The following is a 14,996-nucleotide window of genomic DNA, read 5'->3' as shown; positions in this document are numbered from 1 at the left end:
CGGGGGGGGGGGGGGGGGGGGGGGGGGGGGGGGGGGGGGGGGGGGGGGGGGGGGGGTGGGGGGGGCGTGGGTGGGGGGGTCCCCCCTCTCCCGCGCCCGCCCACCCGTCCCGAGCCCTCAGAAGCCGCCCGGCTCCGGCAGCGCGGCCAGTTCCGGTCGCCCCTCGGATGCGGCCGGCAGCCCGAGCAGGCGCCGCATCGCCCGCCGGGTCCGGTCGGCGGCGGCGTGGTCCCGGTAGAGCCGGAGGGCGTGGTTGAGCGCCAGTACCTGCCCGGTCAGCTCGAAGACGACCTGCTCGGCGTCCGGCTCGGCCGGCAGCCGGCCCGCGGCGATCGCCAGCCCGGCCTGGTACCGCAGTTCGCGCTGCCAGACCGCGTTCTTGGCGGCCACCGCCGACCGGACCGGCCCGCTCTCACGGTCGTCGAACTCGGCGGTCACGGCGGTGAAGAAGCAGCCGCCGGGCAGCAGGTCGCGCTCCAGGTAGGAGACCCACGCCTCGCACTGGACGAGCAGCCGGGGCAGTCCGGGCGCCGCGCCGGCGGCGGCCGCGCGCCGAACCACCTCGCGGACGAACAGCCCCACCGCCTCGTCGACGACGGCGAGCTGCAGGCTCTCCTTGGTGCCGAAGTGGCCGAGCACGCCGGACTTGCTCATCGACAGGTCGGTGGCGAGCCGGCCGATGGTCAGGCCCTCCAGCCCTTCGACCGAGGCGACGTCCAGGCCGCGGCGCAGGATCGCGGTGCGGGTCCGGCGGGCGTCGGCGACGGATCTCCTCGGGCTCACCGCGTCAGTGTAGTCAGCGGAAGCGTTATGGCATCCGACCGTTCGGACGCTATAGAGCCGGCGTGACACCCCGTCGCGGGGCGCCACCGCCGGCCACGCCGGACCGGAGGGTGGTGCCCGTGCAAGGGCCCACACCTGCCCGGTCGCGCCCGGGCGGTGATCAGCGGTCGCCGGAGGAGGCAGGGCCCACGGCCGTCCTGATCAGCTCGCCGATCCGCGCCTCGGAGGCGGCGGTCAGCTCCGTCAGGGCGTAGGTGGTCGCCCACATGGTGCCTTCGTCGAGCACCGCCTGGTCACTGAAGCCGAGCGTGGCGTACCGCGAGTTGAACTTCTGCGCGCTCTGGAAGAAACAGACGACCTTGCCGCCCTTGGCGTACGCGGGCATCCCGTACCAGAGCTTCGGCGAGAGGGCCGGCGCACTGGCCTTGACGATGGCGTGGATCCGCTCGGCGATGACGCGGTCCGCCTCCTCCATCTCGGCGATCTTCGCGAGCACCTCGACCTCCGGGTCCGGCTTGGCTGCGCGCGATCCGCGCCGTGCGGTCGCCTTCAGCTCCCGGGCGCGCTCCTTCATCGCGCTGCGCTCCTCAGCGGTGAACCCGTCGTACTTCTCGTCGGCCGGGCCGGTGCTCTTGGCGGACGTCTGCGTGCTCGTCATGGCAGGTTCCTCTCGCGCGGGTTGGCAGGACTTGCGGGCTTGCGGGACTTGCGGGACTTGCGGGAATTCCGGGGCTTGCGGGCCTTGCAGGACTTCCAGAGGTTGTGGGCCTTGCGGGGCTTGATCGGGACAATCCCAGGCTAGGGATCCGCGGCGGCGACGGCTTCTCCGAAACTGATCGGTCGTCGGGACGGCTGGCGCTCCGGGGCGGACGGTCAGCCGAGCCAGCGGCCGTCGCGCAGCAGGTCGCGTCCCGGCAGCGCGTTCGCCCCCCTTGCCAGGCCTGGATGCGCCGCGGCCGGATCAGGAAGTACTGGTAGGGCTCTTCGAGTTCGCGCAGAGGGCCTGAGCGGGCCGGATCACGCCGAGTGCAGCTCGGGGGCGGGCACGTGCCGGGTCCTGATCGGCCTGCTCACCTGCTTCGCCACACAGGACGGAATCCCCGGGGCGGCGTCCGCCGCGCGGCGCTGGTAGACGCTGGGCGGCATGCCGACCAGTTCGGTGAAGCGGGTGCTGAAGGTGCCCAGCGACGAGCAGCCGACCGTGAAGCAGACCTCGGTGACAGTGAGGTCGCCACGGCGCAGCAGTGCCATCGCGCGCTCGATGCGACGCGTCATCAGATAGGCGTACGGGGACTCTCCGTAGGCGAGCCGGAACTGGCGGCTGAGGTGCCCGGCCGACAGGTTCGCGCCTCGGGCGAGCGCCTCGACGTTCAGCGGCTGCGCGTACTCGCGGTCGATCCGGTCGCGGACACGGCGCAGTCGCACGAGGTCGTTCAGACGCTGCGCCGCGGTCAGTGCGCGCGCCCATGCGGGACGGCACATGAGAGAACTCCTTCCATCGGTGTCCGCGAGCACCCGGGTGACTGCCGGGGCAGGCACGGGGTGCTCGCCGGCGTGTGCGGAGCGGGCGGCGGCCGGGGGAGCGCCGGCCGCCGCATGCCTCGCGGGTGGTGACACCGGCGATCACGGCCTCACCGGCTGCCGGACGGCTCAGCGCACCTCTTGGATGCGGACCAGGTTGCCCGCGGGATCGCGGAAAGCGCAGTCGCGGACGCCGTACGGCTGGTCGGTCGGCTCCTGGACGACCTCGGCGTCACCGGCCTGCAGCTTCTCGAAGGTGCCGTCGAGGTCAGGAGTGGCCAGCAGGATCCAGCCGTAGGTGCCCTTGGCCATCATCTCGACGATGGTGCGGCGCTCCTCCTCGGTGATGCCCGGGTCGGCGGCCGGCGGGGCGAGAAGGATGGACGTACCGGGCTGCCCGACGGGGCCGACCGTGATCCAGCGCATCTTGCCCTGTCCGACGTCGCTGCGGACCTCGAAGCCGAGGGTGTCCCGGTAGAAGACCAGGGCGGCGTCCGGGTCGTCGTGCGGGAGGAAGGTCGTGTGAATGGTGATGTCCATGGCCGTCACGCTAGCCGCGGCCCGAAGGCGGGCGCTTCTCGATTCCTGACCGGTCCGGCCGCCCGGGGAAGACGGCCTCCGGCGCAGCCGCGGACACGGCCTCCGACACAGCCCCCGGCCCGGCCCCTGATGCGAGCGCCCGCCTGCGGCCGGGCCGTCGGGGCCTGCCGGTCCCGTCCTCACGCCGGCACGATCCGTTCGGCGCCCGGTAGTTCGATCGAGGCGGCCCGGCGGGATCCCCCCTGAAGACGATGCCCGTGGGCGTAGCCTTCGTGCATGGCAGAGAGCAAGGTCCGGAAGGCAGCCGCGCCGAAGGCGAAGTCCGCGGTGAAGCCGAGGAAACCGGAGTCGCACCTGGCGATGGTGCGGCGGGCACGGAAGATCAACCGGGAGCTGGCGGAGCTGTATCCGTACGCACACCCGGAGCTGGACTTCGACAACCCGTTCGAGCTGCTGGTGGCCACCGTGCTGTCGGCGCAGACCACCGACCTGCGGGTGAACCAGACGACGCCCGCGCTGTTCGCGAAGTATCCGACGCCTGAGGACATGGCGGCGGCGGTTCCGGAGGAGCTGGAGGAGATCATCCGGCCGACCGGCTTCTTCCGCGCGAAGGCGAAGTCGCTGATCGGCCTCTCGATCGCGCTGCGGGACACCTTCGGCGGCGAGGTCCCCGGCCGGCTGGAGGACCTGGTCACCCTCCCGGGCGTCGGCCGGAAGACCGCCAACGTGGTGCTGGGCAACGCGTTCGGGGTCCCGGGGATCACCGTGGACACCCACTTCGGGCGCCTGGCGCGGCGGTTCGGGTGGACGGCGGAGGAGGACCCGGAGAAGGTCGAGGCGGCCGTCGCGGAGATCTTCCCGAAGGCGGAGTGGACGATGCTCTCGCACCGGGTGGTCTTCCACGGCCGGCGGATCTGCCACTCCCGCAGGCCGGCCTGCGGTGCCTGCCCGATCGCGCCGCTCTGCCCGTCGTACGGGGAGGGCGAGCTGGACCAGGAGAAGGCGAAGAAGCTGCTCAAGTACGAGATGGGCGGGCAGCCCGGCCAGCGGCTGCGGCCGCCCGCCGACTTCCCGGGGGAGGCGGCGGCGCGGGCCGATGCCGCCGCGCACCAGGGGCACGTCGCGGACCTGGCGGTGGCCGAGTGACCGCGAGGATCGAACGGGACGGCCTCCCGGGGTGGCTGGAGCCGGTCCGGGACGCCGCCGAGCGGGTGCTGCCCGAGCAGCTGAGCCGGTTCCTGCCGCCCGCCGAGGGCGGCCGCGCGGCTGCCGTCCTGATGCTCTTCGGCGAGGGTGCGGCCGGGCCGGACCTGCTGCTGATCGAGCGGGCCCGGTCGCTGCGCTCGCACGCCGGCCAGCCGTCCTTCCCCGGCGGCGCCCTGGACCCGGAGGACGGGGACCCGGCGGGGCCCGGCCCGGTCGCGGCGGCGCTGCGCGAGGCGTGGGAGGAGACCGGCCTGGACCCGGCCGGGGTGCAGGTCTTCGCGGCGCTGCCCGCCCTCTACATCCCGGTCAGCCGGTTCGTGGTGACCCCGGTGCTGGGCTGGTGGCGCAGGGAGTCGCCGGTGCGGCCGGTGGACGCGGGCGAGACCGGTGCGGTCTTCCGGGTGCCGCTCGCCGAGCTGACCGACCCGGCCAACCGGGTCCGGCTGCGCCACCCGTCCGGCCACCTCGGCCCGGCCTTCGCGGTCGGCGGCCGGCTGGTCTGGGGCTTCACCGCCGGGGTGATCGACCGGGTGCTGCACCACAGCGGCCTGGAGCTGCCCTGGGACACCTCCCGGACCGTCGACCTCTCGGAGGAGGCGATCGAACTGGCGCAGGGCGACCGCGACCGCTCCCGCGCGCTGCTGGGCGGCGACGCCAGGCAGACGTGACCGGCCGCCCCCACGGCGGTCGGTGCGCCGCTCCGTGCGGCGGGCCGTTCCGCGGTCGGTACGGCGGCCCGTGCAGCGGTCCGCACTGCCGTCCGTGCGGCGGGCGGCAGGAACGTCCGTACGGCTCTCGGCGCGGCCGCCCGGCCGGTCGTGGGAGGGTGTCGGGGTGAACGTCCTGGATCTGCTGCTGATCGCCGCCGCCGTGGGATTCGCCGTGTCGGGCTACCGGCAGGGCTTCGTGGTCGGCATCATGTCGGTCCTCGGCTTCCTCGGCGGCGGCCTGGTCGCCGTCCAGCTGCTGCCGCTGCTGCTCGACCACCTCAGCCCCGGCACCACCGCCTCGGTGATCGCCGTCGTGGTGGTCATCGTGCTGGCGGCGGTCGGCCAGGCGATCACCACCCACTTCGGCTGGAAGCTGCGCGGCCACATCGACCGGCGCCCGGCCAAGGCGCTGGACGCGGCCGGCGGCGCCGTGGTCAACGTGATCTCGATGCTGCTGGTGGCCTGGCTGATCGGTTCGGCGCTCGCCGGAACGTCCCTGCCGACCGTCTCCAAGCAGGTCCGCAGCTCGGCCGTGCTCGGCGGCGTCCAGGACGCCCTGCCCTCGGACGCGCCCAACTGGTTCTCCGACTTCTCCAAGGTGCTCGCCCGCAACGGCTTCCCGCAGGTCTTCAACCCCTTCGAGCACGAGCCGATCACCCAGGTCGACACCCCCGATCCGGCGCTGGCCGCCAGCCCGGCTGTGGCCAGGGCCAGGCAGAGCCTGGTCAAGGTGGTCGGCACCGCCACCTCCTGCGGCAAGACCCTGGAGGGCAGCGGCTTCGTCTACGCCCCGCACCGGGTGATGACCAACGCCCACGTGGTCGGCGGCGTGGACGAGCCCACCGTGCAGATCGGCGGCGTCGGCCAGCTCTACGACGCGACCGTCGTCCGCTACGACTGGCAGCGCGACATCGCGATCCTGGACGTGCCCAAGCTGAACGCGCCGGTGCTCGCCTTCGCGGGCGAGGCGAAGACCAACGACAGCGCGATCGTGGCGGGCTTCCCCGAGAACGGCGCCTTCAACGTCCAGCCGGCCCGTATCCGCGGCCGGATCCAGGCCAACGGCCCGGACATCTACCACCGCGGCCAGGTGGTCCGGGACGTCTACTCGGTGCGCTCGCTCGTCCGCCAGGGCAACAGCGGCGGCCCGCTGCTCACCCCGGACGGGCAGGTGTTCGGCGTGGTCTTCGCCAAGTCGCTGGACAGCGCGGACACCGGGTACGTGCTGACCGCCGCCGAGGTGCGCGAGGACGCCGTCCAGGGCAGCACGGCGACCGGCAGGGTGGACACCCAGGGCTGCGCGCTCTGACACCCCCCGGGGGCCGCCGGTCCGGCGAACCCACGGCACCCACGGCACCCACGGCACGCACCGCACCGGCCGCACGCACCGCACCGGCCGATGTCCGGCCGATGCCCGGCGTGCGGTCGGGCCCGGCTGATAGCGTCGGCCGCGCTCACCCGTTCGGCTCAATTGGGCGCCGTCCCGGGGTGGGCCGGGCGGAGGTCGGCGAGGTTCGATGATGGGCCACTCGCACGCGGTCAGCGGGGCGATGCTGTACGCGGCCTCCGCGCCGTTCCTGCCGCCGTTGCTGCTGGACACCACGCTCCAGCCGGCCGACATCCTGATGGGCACGGTGCTGTGCGCGGGCGCCGCCCTGCTGCCGGACCTCGACCACCACGACGGGACGATCGCCAACTTCCTCGGCCCGATCTCCAGGGTGCTCTGCCGCCTCGTGGCCTGGGTCTCCGGGGGCCACCGGCACGCCACCCACTCGCTGCTGTTCGTCGCCCTGACGGGCGGCGGCACCTGGGCCGGGGTCACCTTCCTCGGCCGCGACTTCACCCTCGGGCTGACGTTCTTCCTGCTGGCGCTCGCGATCCGGGCCCTGCGGCTGCACCCGCCGGGGGACGGCCCGACGATGTGGATCACCATCATCGGCCTCGCCGCGCTGGGCACCGCCGGGATGAACACCTGGATGCCGAACGCGCCGGGCTGGCTGCCGTACGCGGTGGCGCTGGGCACGCTCGCGCACCTGTTGGGCGACTGCCTGACGAAGAAGGGCGCGCCGCTGCTCTGGCCGCACAAGGAACGCTACGAGGTGGTGCTGATCAAGCGCAGCGGCAACGACATCGAGACCAAGGTGCTGGTACCGATCATGTCGGTGGCGACCTTCGTGCTGCTCTGGTTCACGGCGCTGTCGCCGACGGTGGTGAACTGACCCGTCCGGTGAGGTGATCAGTCCGGTGATCCGGGCCGGCTGGTGAGCCGACCCGTCCGGTGATCCGATCCGCCTCAGGAACGGCCCGACTCAGGAGCGGCCCGCTGCGAGGGGGATCCGCCCGGGGAGCGCGGCGCGAGGCCTCAGGTCTCGCGCCGTAGCCGTGCGCCCACCCAGCGGGCCCGGCGGCCGAGGATGCGCGGGATGCCGAGCTCCCGCTGAGCCGAGCGCTGACGGCGGTCCACGCCGTCGTATCCGAGGTCGTCCGTCCAGTCGGGGCGGTGGCCGGACCTCTGCGAGCTGTTGTGGCTTCGGCCGCGCGGAGCGCTGCCGCGATCGGGCATCCAGGTCATACCGCAATGGATGCCCCTGGGCCGGTCGGCGTAACCGCTCGCGCACGAGGCAACTTGTCCTATGCGTTTGTCATATGAGCGCACAGCAGGGGGAGTTGGAGTCCGAAGTCCCGCCGGCGGCCGGTCCCGCACTCATCCCGTCGGCGGGCCAGGCCGCCCGGGCAGCCGAATCCCGGGGCGACCGAGGCCGGCGGTTTCCAGGCCCCGGCGCGACCGAGGGCGGCGGTTTCCGGGCCCCGGGTGGCCGGTGCCTGCGGTGGCCGGTGCCTCCGGTGAAACGGCCCCGCAGTGACCGGCGCCCGCCGCTTCCGGGCCGCGGCGGCTCAGTCCTTGTGGCGGCCGATCCAGTCCAGCAGCTCGGCGGTGAACTCCTCCGGCGCCTCCTCGTGCGGGAAGTGCCCGACCCCCGGCATCAGCCGCCAGCGGTACGGTGCGGCCACGTACTCGCCGCCGCCGAGCGCGGTGTGCGACAGCAGGACCGGGTCCGAGGCGCCCTGGACGTGCAGGGTGGGCGCGGTGACCGGCTTCTTCATCCGGCGGGCGAACTGGATGCCGTCCGGGCGGGCCATCGACCGCAGCAGCCAGCGGTACGGCTCGACCGAGCAGTGCGCGGTGCTGGGGATCTGGATCGCCTGCCGGTACGCGGCCACCGCCCCCCGGTCCAGCTGGTTGTGTCCGGTCCAGGCGTCCAGGTAGCGGCCGACCAGCGCGGCGTCGTCGGCCACCAGGCGGCGTTCGGGTATCCACGGCCGCTGGAAGCCCAGGACGTGGTCGAAGGCGGCGATCTGGCGACGGTCGGTCAGCAGTGCCCGGCGCAGGTCGCGCGGGTGTGCGGCGGAGACCACGGTGAGGCTCTGGATCACCGACGGCCGCATGACCGCCGCCACCCAGGCCAGCGTGCCGCCGGAGGCGTGGCCCACCAGGTGGGCCCGGCGTTCGCCGAGCGAGCGGATCACGCCGGTGATGTCCAGCGCGAGGTTGCCGGGGTCGTACCCGCGCGGGGTGCGGTCGCTGCCGCCGACGCCCCGCAGGTCGAGGGCGACGGCCCGGTACCCCGCCTCGGCGAGCGCGGTCAGCTGGTGGCGCCAGGCCCACCAGTACTCCGGCCAGCCGTGCACCAGCAGGACCAGCGGGCCCTTGCCCAGCTCGGCGATGTGGAACCGGGCGCCGTTGGCCGCGAGGTCGCGGTGCGTCCAGGGGCCCGTCTGCCGGACGTCCCAGACGGACTCGGGCACGGCCGCCGCGGTGCCGTCCTCGGCGACCGCGGTCGCGCTGTCGGCAGCCTCGTCAACGGCGTCCTGGCCGCCGGCGCGGTCGGGGCCGGAGTCGGCGGACGGCTGCGCGGGCACGGGCTTCTGGTCGAGCGGCATACCGAGAGCGTGTCACATCCGTACACCGGACACGCGCCCGGCACTCGGTCTCGGTGCGTCAGACCATGGCAGGGCTGCCGTCCGTGCACCGCCCGGGGCCCGCCGGCCGACCCGCCGCCCGGCCCCGGTCCGGCCCGTCGTCCGAGGTGGCCGCCCGGGCCGTCGTCCGGGGCGGCGCCCGGACGGCAGCGGTGCGTGCCGATGGGCGGAGCCGGCCGGCGTGCTGCCGGGCTTACGGGATGCGGCCCAGGGCCCGGTCGATCTCCTCCTGGGTGGCGGGGCGCGGGCGGGCGTTCTTCAGCACGTCGGCGGTCTTCTGGGCGCCCTCGATGGTGCGGTAGGGCTTCTCGATCCGCTTGAACGAGCTCAGCGCCAGCAGCCCGAGCACCACCGCCAGCAGCAGGTACGCGCCGGCGACGATCAGGAACGACCAGCCGAGCGAGAGGCCCAGCGCGTGGATCCCGAACGCCGCAGCGGCGCTGAGCATCGGAACGGCGGCCAGTGCCACCACGCCGGCGACCGTCAGCGAGACCCCGCCGGAGACGCCGCGCTTGACGTCCGCGCGCAGCTCGGCCTTGGCGAGCGCGATCTCGTCGTGGACCAGGGCGGACAGGTCGGCGGTGGCCGCCGCGAACAGCTGCCCCACCGAACGCTCGCCCTCGTAGGGCGCCCGGCCGTTGCTGGACGGGTCTGCGGCTCCTGCGGGCATCAGCGGTTCTCCTCTGCGGCTGTGCGGCGTGACGCCGCCGTGCGGTGCGGTTCCGGGGGCCGGAGGGGGCCCGGAGGCGTCTGTGGACTGTCGACAGCTCAGAATCATGCCCCCAGCGGTCAGTCACACACCACTCCGGGGCCCCGCCGGAGGGATGTGTCCCCCCTGCTCCCCGTTGCTCTCCCCCTGCCTCCCGCGTGGCGGGGCCGTGCATCTCAGCCGCGGGCGGCCGGTCCGGACGGGGCGTCACCGTCCGGACCGCCCTCCGTCGGGTGGTCGGCCAGCTTCGTCACCCGGGCCTGCCAAGCCGGATCGTCCTGCTGGTAGACGTCGGGGACGTCGTCGTGGTCGAGGTCGCGGTCCTCCTCCTCGCACAGCTCGCGGTAGTGCCGGTTGCGCAGCTTCAGCAGCACGGTGGCGACCAGCGCACAGAGCAGCGAGCCCACCAGGACGGCGGCCTTGGACCGGTCGGCCAGCGCCTGGTCATCCGGGAAGGCAAGCTCGCTGATCAGCAGCGAGACGGTGAAGCCGATGCCGGCCAGCACCGAGACGGCGAACATGTCGGCCCACTTGAGCTGCGGGTTCAGCTCGGCGTGGGTGAACCGGGCGGTCAGCCGGGTTCCGCCGAAGATGCCGACGGTCTTGCCGACGAACAGGCCGAGGATGATCCCGAGCGGGGTGGCCTGGGTGAACACCTCGCCCAGCGCCGGCCCGGTGATCGTCACCCCGGCGGCGAACAGGGCGAAGACGGGGACGGCCAGCCCGGCCGAGAGGGGGCGGACCTGGTGCTCGATGTGCTCGCCCGGGGAGTACTTCTCGTCGCCGACCGTGTGGCAGCGGAGGATCAGGCCCATCGCGACGCCCGACACCGTGGCGTGCACACCGCTCTCGTGCATCAGCGCCCAGATCACGAAGGCCAGCGGCACGTACAGGTACCAGCCGTGCACGTTGTGCCGGTGCAGGAACCAGAACAGCACCAGGCCGGCGAAGGACAGCCCGAGCGCCCAGAACTTGATGCCGGAGCTGTAGAAGATCGCGATGATCAGGATCGCGATCAGGTCGTCCACCACGGCGAGGGTGAGCAGGAAGGCCCGCAGTGCGGAGGGCAGGTGGCTGCCGACCACGGCCAGCACACCGAGGGCGAAGGCGATGTCGGTCGCGGTCGGGATCGCCCAGCCGCCCGGGTGCCCGCCGCCGCCGGAGTTGACCACGGCGAACAGGATCGCCGGCAGCGCGACGCCGCAGAGGGCGGCTATGACGGGTAGCAGGGCGGCGCTGGGGCTGCGCAGTTCGCCGGCCACGAACTCGCGCTTGAGCTCGATGCCGGCCACGAAGAAGAAGATCGTCAGCAGGCCGTCCTTGGCCCAGGCGTCCAGGGTGAGGTCCAGGTGGAACGGGGTGGACGGCCCGATGGTGTAGTCGAGGACGCTCTCGTACGACTGCGGCCAGACATTGGCCCAGATCAGGGCCGTCACGGCGGCGACGAGCAACAGGATGCCGCCGACCGTCTCGGTGCGCAGGGCGTCGGTGATGTAGGTGCGCTCGGGGAAGGACAGCCTGCCGAGGAGCTGGCGGCGGCGGGTCGTCGGCTCGTTGACGGGCGGCTGGCTGGCCACGCGTGACCTCCTGGGGCGGGGAACGGTGTACGGATGCACCTGTGGTGCAGTGCCGACCAGACTTCCCGGCGCGCCCTGTGACGCAGTGGATTCCGTGGTGGATCCGGGAGGTCTTCCCTGGACGTTCCGACGGGGATCTTGATGCGTCTTTGACATTCTAGCCGGAAGCACAAGCGGGCATGCTTCTTGTCATATTTCAGGACTTAAGGCCTGGCGGCCTGTTCTGCTTCGACGCCTGGCGTCCGACGGCAGCCGATGACACCCGAATGGAGCCGGCCGCATGCAGACGGGTGAACGCCTCCCTGTCGTCGATCGCAGGCGCTGCCCGTCCGGGCGGCGCGGTTCCCCCTTCCCGCCGTTGCGTAGCCGCTGCGCAGCCGTGTACTGGAGGCACGACGATGCCCAGACCGCCCCTCTTACCGCCCACCCTGTCCGCGTGGCCGCCCCGGCGGAGCGCGGACCTTCGATGCAGCACCGAGGTCCGCCTCTGCGCGGAGCTTCGGTGAAGTACGGACCTTCGACGCGGCACCGAGGTCCGCCGGAGCGCCGAGACCCGACGAAACACGGACAAGCACCGGAGCACGGGCACGTGCCGGAGCGCGGGCACGTGCCGGAGCGCGGAGCTTCGGCGGAGTGCGGAGCCTCGGTGGAGTGCGGACCGATGAACGGTTCAGCCCTTCGTCCTGTTGCCGACGCCCCGGCCGCCGAGCCGGGCCCGGACCTCGACCACCTGCTCCGCCCGCTGTTCCACGCCGCCGCCCCGGGCGGAGGCGCCGCCGTCGTGGTGATCCGCGGCGACGAACGGACGGTCGCCTGTCACGGCCACTCCGACCGCTCCCGTGAACGCCCCGTCCGAGCCGACACCAGATTCGAGCTCGGCTCCGTGACCAAGACCTTCACCGGGCTCCTGCTCGCCGAGATGGCCGCCCGGGGCGAGGTCGGCTACGACGATCCGATCGACCGTTACCTGCCGGTCGACGCCGCCCCCGGCTACCCGCACGAGCGGCCGATCACCCTGCTCCACCTGGCCACCCACACCTCGGGACTGCCCCGGCTGCCGGTCGGCCTGCTGCCCGCGATGGCCCCGTGCTGGTTCACCAGCCCGTACGCCACCTTCGGTCCGGCCCACCTGCTCAGGGCCCTGCCCCGGACCCCCGTCCGCGGGGCTCCGGGCGCGCGGGTGCGCTACTCCAACCTCGGCTGCGGGCTGCGGGCTGCGGGCTGCTCGGCCTGCTCCTGGCCAACGCGGCCGGCCGGCGTTACGACGACCTGCTGGAGGCCCGGGTCTGCGGCCCGCTCGGCCTGGTGGACGCCTCCTGCGGCCCCGGCCGCGAGGACGCCGCCGGCTACAGGCGCGGTCGTCGCGTCCCGTCCTTCCGCCTGGCCGCCCTGCCCGGTGCGGCCGCGCTGCGTTCCACGGCCGACGACATGCTCCGCTACCTGCAGGCGCACCTGGAGCTGGACGCCGTCCAGCTGCCCGAACGGGCCGACGCGGCGGCGCTGCGGACGGCGCTCGGCGAGGTCCGGCGCCCGCGGGCCGGCGGGCGCCGCGGCGGGACGTGGATCTGCCTGGGCTGGAACCAACCGCTCAGTCCCGGGGAAGGCGGGGGCGGTCGCGGGACGGGCCCGCCCCCAGGCCGCCGAGCCGACCGAGGAGCAGGCGGACGAGGTCGTCTACCACGTGGGTGCCACCCGGGGGTTCACGACCTTCGTCGGCTTCAGCCCCCGCGCGCAGGTGGGGCTGGCCGTGATGGCGGGCACCCCCGCCGCTACGCAGCCGCGGCTTCGTACAGAGTGCGTACGGCACGCTGCGCACCCTGGTCGCGGACCACCGGGAGGCCACGGAGGCGTAGGCCCTGTCCGGCCGGCCCTGGCGCACACGGCGAGGCCGACCGGTCCGGCGCCGGTGCCAACGGCGCAGGTGTGAACGGCGCCGGTGCGAACGGCGGTGCCCCGGACGGTCCGACCGCCCGGGCACCGCCGTTCACGGCGTACGTCAGCCCTGGCTGCCCGCGGGCGGGAGCTGGGACTGGATCAGGTTCATCACCGTGCTGTCGGCCAGCGTGGTGGTGTCGCCGACCTCGCGGCCCTCGGCGATGTCCCGCAGCAGGCGGCGCATGATCTTGCCGGAGCGGGTCTTCGGCAGCTCGCCGACCACCTTGATCTGCTTCGGCTTGGCGATCGGGCCGAGCGTGCGGCTGACGTGCGCCCGCAGCTCGTCGACCAGCTCGGGGCTGTCGGTGGCGGTGCCGCGCAGGATCACGAAGGCGACGATCGCCTGGCCTGTGGTGGCGTCGGTGGCGCCGACCACGGCGGACTCGGCGACGGCCGGGTGGCCGACCAGGGCCGACTCGACCTCGGTGGTCGAGATGTTGTGGCCGGAGACCAGCATGACGTCGTCGACCCGGCCGAGCAGCCAGATGTCGCCGTCCTCGTCCTTCTTGGCGCCGTCACCGGCGAAGTAGCGGCCCTCGAAGCGCGACCAGTAGGTGTCGATGTAGCGCTGGTCGTCGCCCCAGATGGTGCGCAGCATGGACGGCCACGGCTCGGTGAGCACGAGGTAACCGCCGGAGCCGTTGGGGACCTCACGGGCTTCGTCGTCGACGACGGTGGCGGCGATGCCCGGGAGGGCGCGCTGGGCGGAGCCGGGCTTGGTCTCGGTGACGCCCGGCAGCGGGCTGATCATGATCGCGCCGGTTTCGGTCTGCCACCAGGTGTCCACGATGGGGGTCTTGCCGGCGCCGATGTGGTCGCGGTACCAGATCCAGGCCTCGGGGTTGATCGGCTCGCCGACGCTGCCCAGGATCCGCAGCGAGGAGAGGTCGAACTTCGCGGGGATGTCGTCTCCCCACTTCATGAAGGTGCGGATCGCGGTGGGTGCGGTGTAGAGGATCGTGACGCCGTACTTCTGGACGACCTCCCAGAACCGGCCCTGGTGGGGGGTGTCCGGGGTGCCCTCGTAGATGACCTGGGTGGCGCCGTTGGAGAGCGGGCCGTAGACGATGTACGAGTGGCCGGTGACCCAGCCGATGTCGGCGGTGCACCAGTAGACGTCGGTCTCCGGCTTGAGGTCGAAGACGGCGTGGTGGGTGTAGCTGGCCTGGGTGAGGTAGCCGCCCGTGGTGTGCAGGATGCCCTTGGGCTTGCCGGTGGTGCCGGAGGTGTAGAGGATGAAGAGCGGGTGCTCGGCCTCGTGCGCCTCGGGGGTGTGCTCGGTGGACTGACGCTCGGTGATCTCGTGCCACCAGACGTCGCGGCCCTCGGTCCAGGAGATGTCCTGGCCGGTGCGGCGGATGACCAGGACGTGCTCGACTCCGTCGGCCTTGGTCAGTGCCTCGTCGATGGCGGGCTTGAGTGCGGACGGCTTGCCGCGGCGGTATCCGCCGTCGGCGGTGATGACCAGCTTGGCCCGGGCGTCCTGGATGCGGGAGGCCACCGCGTCGGCGGAGAAACCGCCGAAGACCACGGAGTGGGTGGCACCGATCCGGGCGCAGGCGAGGATCGCGACGACGGCCTCGGCGATCATCGGCAGGTAGATCGCGACCCGGTCGCCCTTGGCGACACCGAGTTCCAGCAGTGCGTTGGCGGCCTGCGAGACCTCGTCCTTGAGCTGGGCGTAGGTGATCGAGCGGCTGTCGCCGGGCTCGCCCTCGAAGTGGATGGCGACCCGGTCGCCGTTGCCCGCCTCGACGTGACGGTCGACGCAGTTGTACGCCACGTTGAGCTTGCCGTCGGCGAACCACTTGGCGAACGGCGGGTTGGACCAGTCCAGCGTCTCGGTGGGCTCGACGGCCCAGCTGAGGCGGCGGGCCTGCTCGGCCCAGAAGCCCAGGCGGTCCTCGGAGGCCTGCGCGTACGCGGCCGCGGTGACGTTGGCGGCTGCGGCGAGCTCTGCCGGCGGGGCGAATCGCCGCTCCTCCTTGAGCAGGTTGGCCAGGCTCTCGTTGCTCAACGCGCACTCCTCATCGA

At 73.1% G+C, this 14,996-nt stretch carries 15 protein-coding genes; 5 read left to right on the top strand and 10 right to left on the bottom strand.

All coding sequences use genetic code 11. From position 1 onward, the window contains the following. Positions 1-117 precede the first annotated feature (117 nt). From ACZ5WK_RS14945 to ACZ5WK_RS14930, 4 genes are all read right to left on the bottom strand, one after another. A complete protein-coding gene (locus ACZ5WK_RS14945) occupies positions 118-783 on the bottom strand; it encodes a TetR/AcrR family transcriptional regulator (protein ID WP_465547742.1) in 666 nt (221 codons plus the stop codon). Between the two features lie 160 nt (positions 784-943). Then, on the bottom strand, positions 944-1,441 hold the full coding sequence (locus ACZ5WK_RS14940) for an iron chaperone (protein WP_465547741.1): 498 nt from the start codon (positions 1,439-1,441) through the stop codon (positions 944-946). Positions 1,442-1,800: 359 nt separating this feature from the next. After that, positions 1,801-2,265 carry a helix-turn-helix transcriptional regulator gene (locus ACZ5WK_RS14935; RefSeq protein WP_465547740.1) on the bottom strand — a complete coding sequence of 155 codons (465 nt, stop codon included), beginning with the start codon at positions 2,263-2,265 and terminating at the stop codon, positions 1,801-1,803. A 168-nt stretch (positions 2,266-2,433) separates the two neighbouring features. After that, entirely contained in the window at positions 2,434-2,844 is a 411-nt protein-coding gene (locus ACZ5WK_RS14930; protein WP_396326010.1) for a VOC family protein, read from the bottom strand. A 276-nt stretch (positions 2,845-3,120) separates the two neighbouring features. Here ACZ5WK_RS14930 and nth point away from each other — a divergent pair, with 276 nt between their 5' ends. From nth to ACZ5WK_RS14910, 4 genes are all read left to right on the top strand, one after another. Continuing rightward, on the top strand, positions 3,121-3,990 hold the full coding sequence (nth, locus tag ACZ5WK_RS14925) for an endonuclease III (RefSeq protein ID WP_465547739.1): 870 nt from the start codon (positions 3,121-3,123) through the stop codon (positions 3,988-3,990). Continuing rightward, positions 3,987-4,718 (top strand): NUDIX hydrolase, encoded by a 732-nt coding sequence (locus tag ACZ5WK_RS14920; protein WP_465547738.1) that lies wholly within the window; start codon positions 3,987-3,989, stop codon positions 4,716-4,718. The genes nth and ACZ5WK_RS14920 overlap by 4 nt, the downstream gene beginning before the upstream one ends. A gap of 166 nt (positions 4,719-4,884) precedes the next feature. Next, entirely contained in the window at positions 4,885-6,069 is a 1,185-nt protein-coding gene (locus tag ACZ5WK_RS14915) for a MarP family serine protease (protein ID WP_396326013.1), read from the top strand. Positions 6,070-6,277: 208 nt separating this feature from the next. After that, complete coding sequence (locus tag ACZ5WK_RS14910; RefSeq protein WP_396326014.1) at positions 6,278-6,979, top strand: metal-dependent hydrolase; 702 nt, start codon at positions 6,278-6,280, stop codon at positions 6,977-6,979. 143 nt (positions 6,980-7,122) lie between these two features. Here ACZ5WK_RS14910 and ACZ5WK_RS14905 read toward each other — a convergent pair whose 3' ends face one another. The 5 genes from ACZ5WK_RS14905 to ACZ5WK_RS14885 all read right to left on the bottom strand — a co-directional run bounded on the left by ACZ5WK_RS14905 (position 7,123) and on the right by ACZ5WK_RS14885 (position 11,847). Continuing rightward, entirely contained in the window at positions 7,123-7,332 is a 210-nt protein-coding gene (locus ACZ5WK_RS14905; RefSeq protein ID WP_465547737.1) for a hypothetical protein, read from the bottom strand. Positions 7,333-7,655: 323 nt separating this feature from the next. Continuing rightward, positions 7,656-8,702, bottom strand: coding sequence for an alpha/beta fold hydrolase (locus ACZ5WK_RS14900; protein ID WP_465547736.1), 1,047 nt, complete (start codon positions 8,700-8,702; stop codon positions 7,656-7,658). 232 nt (positions 8,703-8,934) lie between these two features. Beyond that, a complete protein-coding gene (locus tag ACZ5WK_RS14895; RefSeq protein WP_465547735.1) occupies positions 8,935-9,411 on the bottom strand; it encodes a phage holin family protein in 477 nt (158 codons plus the stop codon). Between the two features lie 215 nt (positions 9,412-9,626). After that, positions 9,627-11,183: a Na+/H+ antiporter NhaA gene (gene nhaA, locus ACZ5WK_RS14890; RefSeq protein WP_465547734.1), complete on the bottom strand. Its 1,557-nt coding sequence runs from the start codon at positions 11,181-11,183 to the stop codon at positions 9,627-9,629. Positions 11,184-11,697: 514 nt separating this feature from the next. Beyond that, a complete protein-coding gene (locus ACZ5WK_RS14885) occupies positions 11,698-11,847 on the bottom strand; it encodes a hypothetical protein (RefSeq protein ID WP_465547815.1) in 150 nt (49 codons plus the stop codon). Between ACZ5WK_RS14885 and ACZ5WK_RS14880 the strand changes: the two genes are divergently transcribed. After that, entirely contained in the window at positions 11,809-12,954 is a 1,146-nt protein-coding gene (locus tag ACZ5WK_RS14880) for a serine hydrolase domain-containing protein (protein ID WP_465547811.1), read from the top strand. The two genes, ACZ5WK_RS14885 and ACZ5WK_RS14880, sit on opposite strands and share 39 nt — an antisense overlap. A gap of 69 nt (positions 12,955-13,023) precedes the next feature. Here the strand turns inward: ACZ5WK_RS14880 and acs are convergent, their stop codons facing one another. After that, entirely contained in the window at positions 13,024-14,979 is a 1,956-nt protein-coding gene (gene acs / locus ACZ5WK_RS14875; RefSeq protein ID WP_465547733.1) for an acetate--CoA ligase, read from the bottom strand. Positions 14,980-14,996 lie beyond the last annotated feature (17 nt).

The sequence above is a fragment of the Kitasatospora sp. NPDC032757 genome (assembly GCF_055579305.1).
Note: the sequence above shows the minus strand (reverse complement) of the source record. Positions and strands in the feature narration are given on the sequence as shown.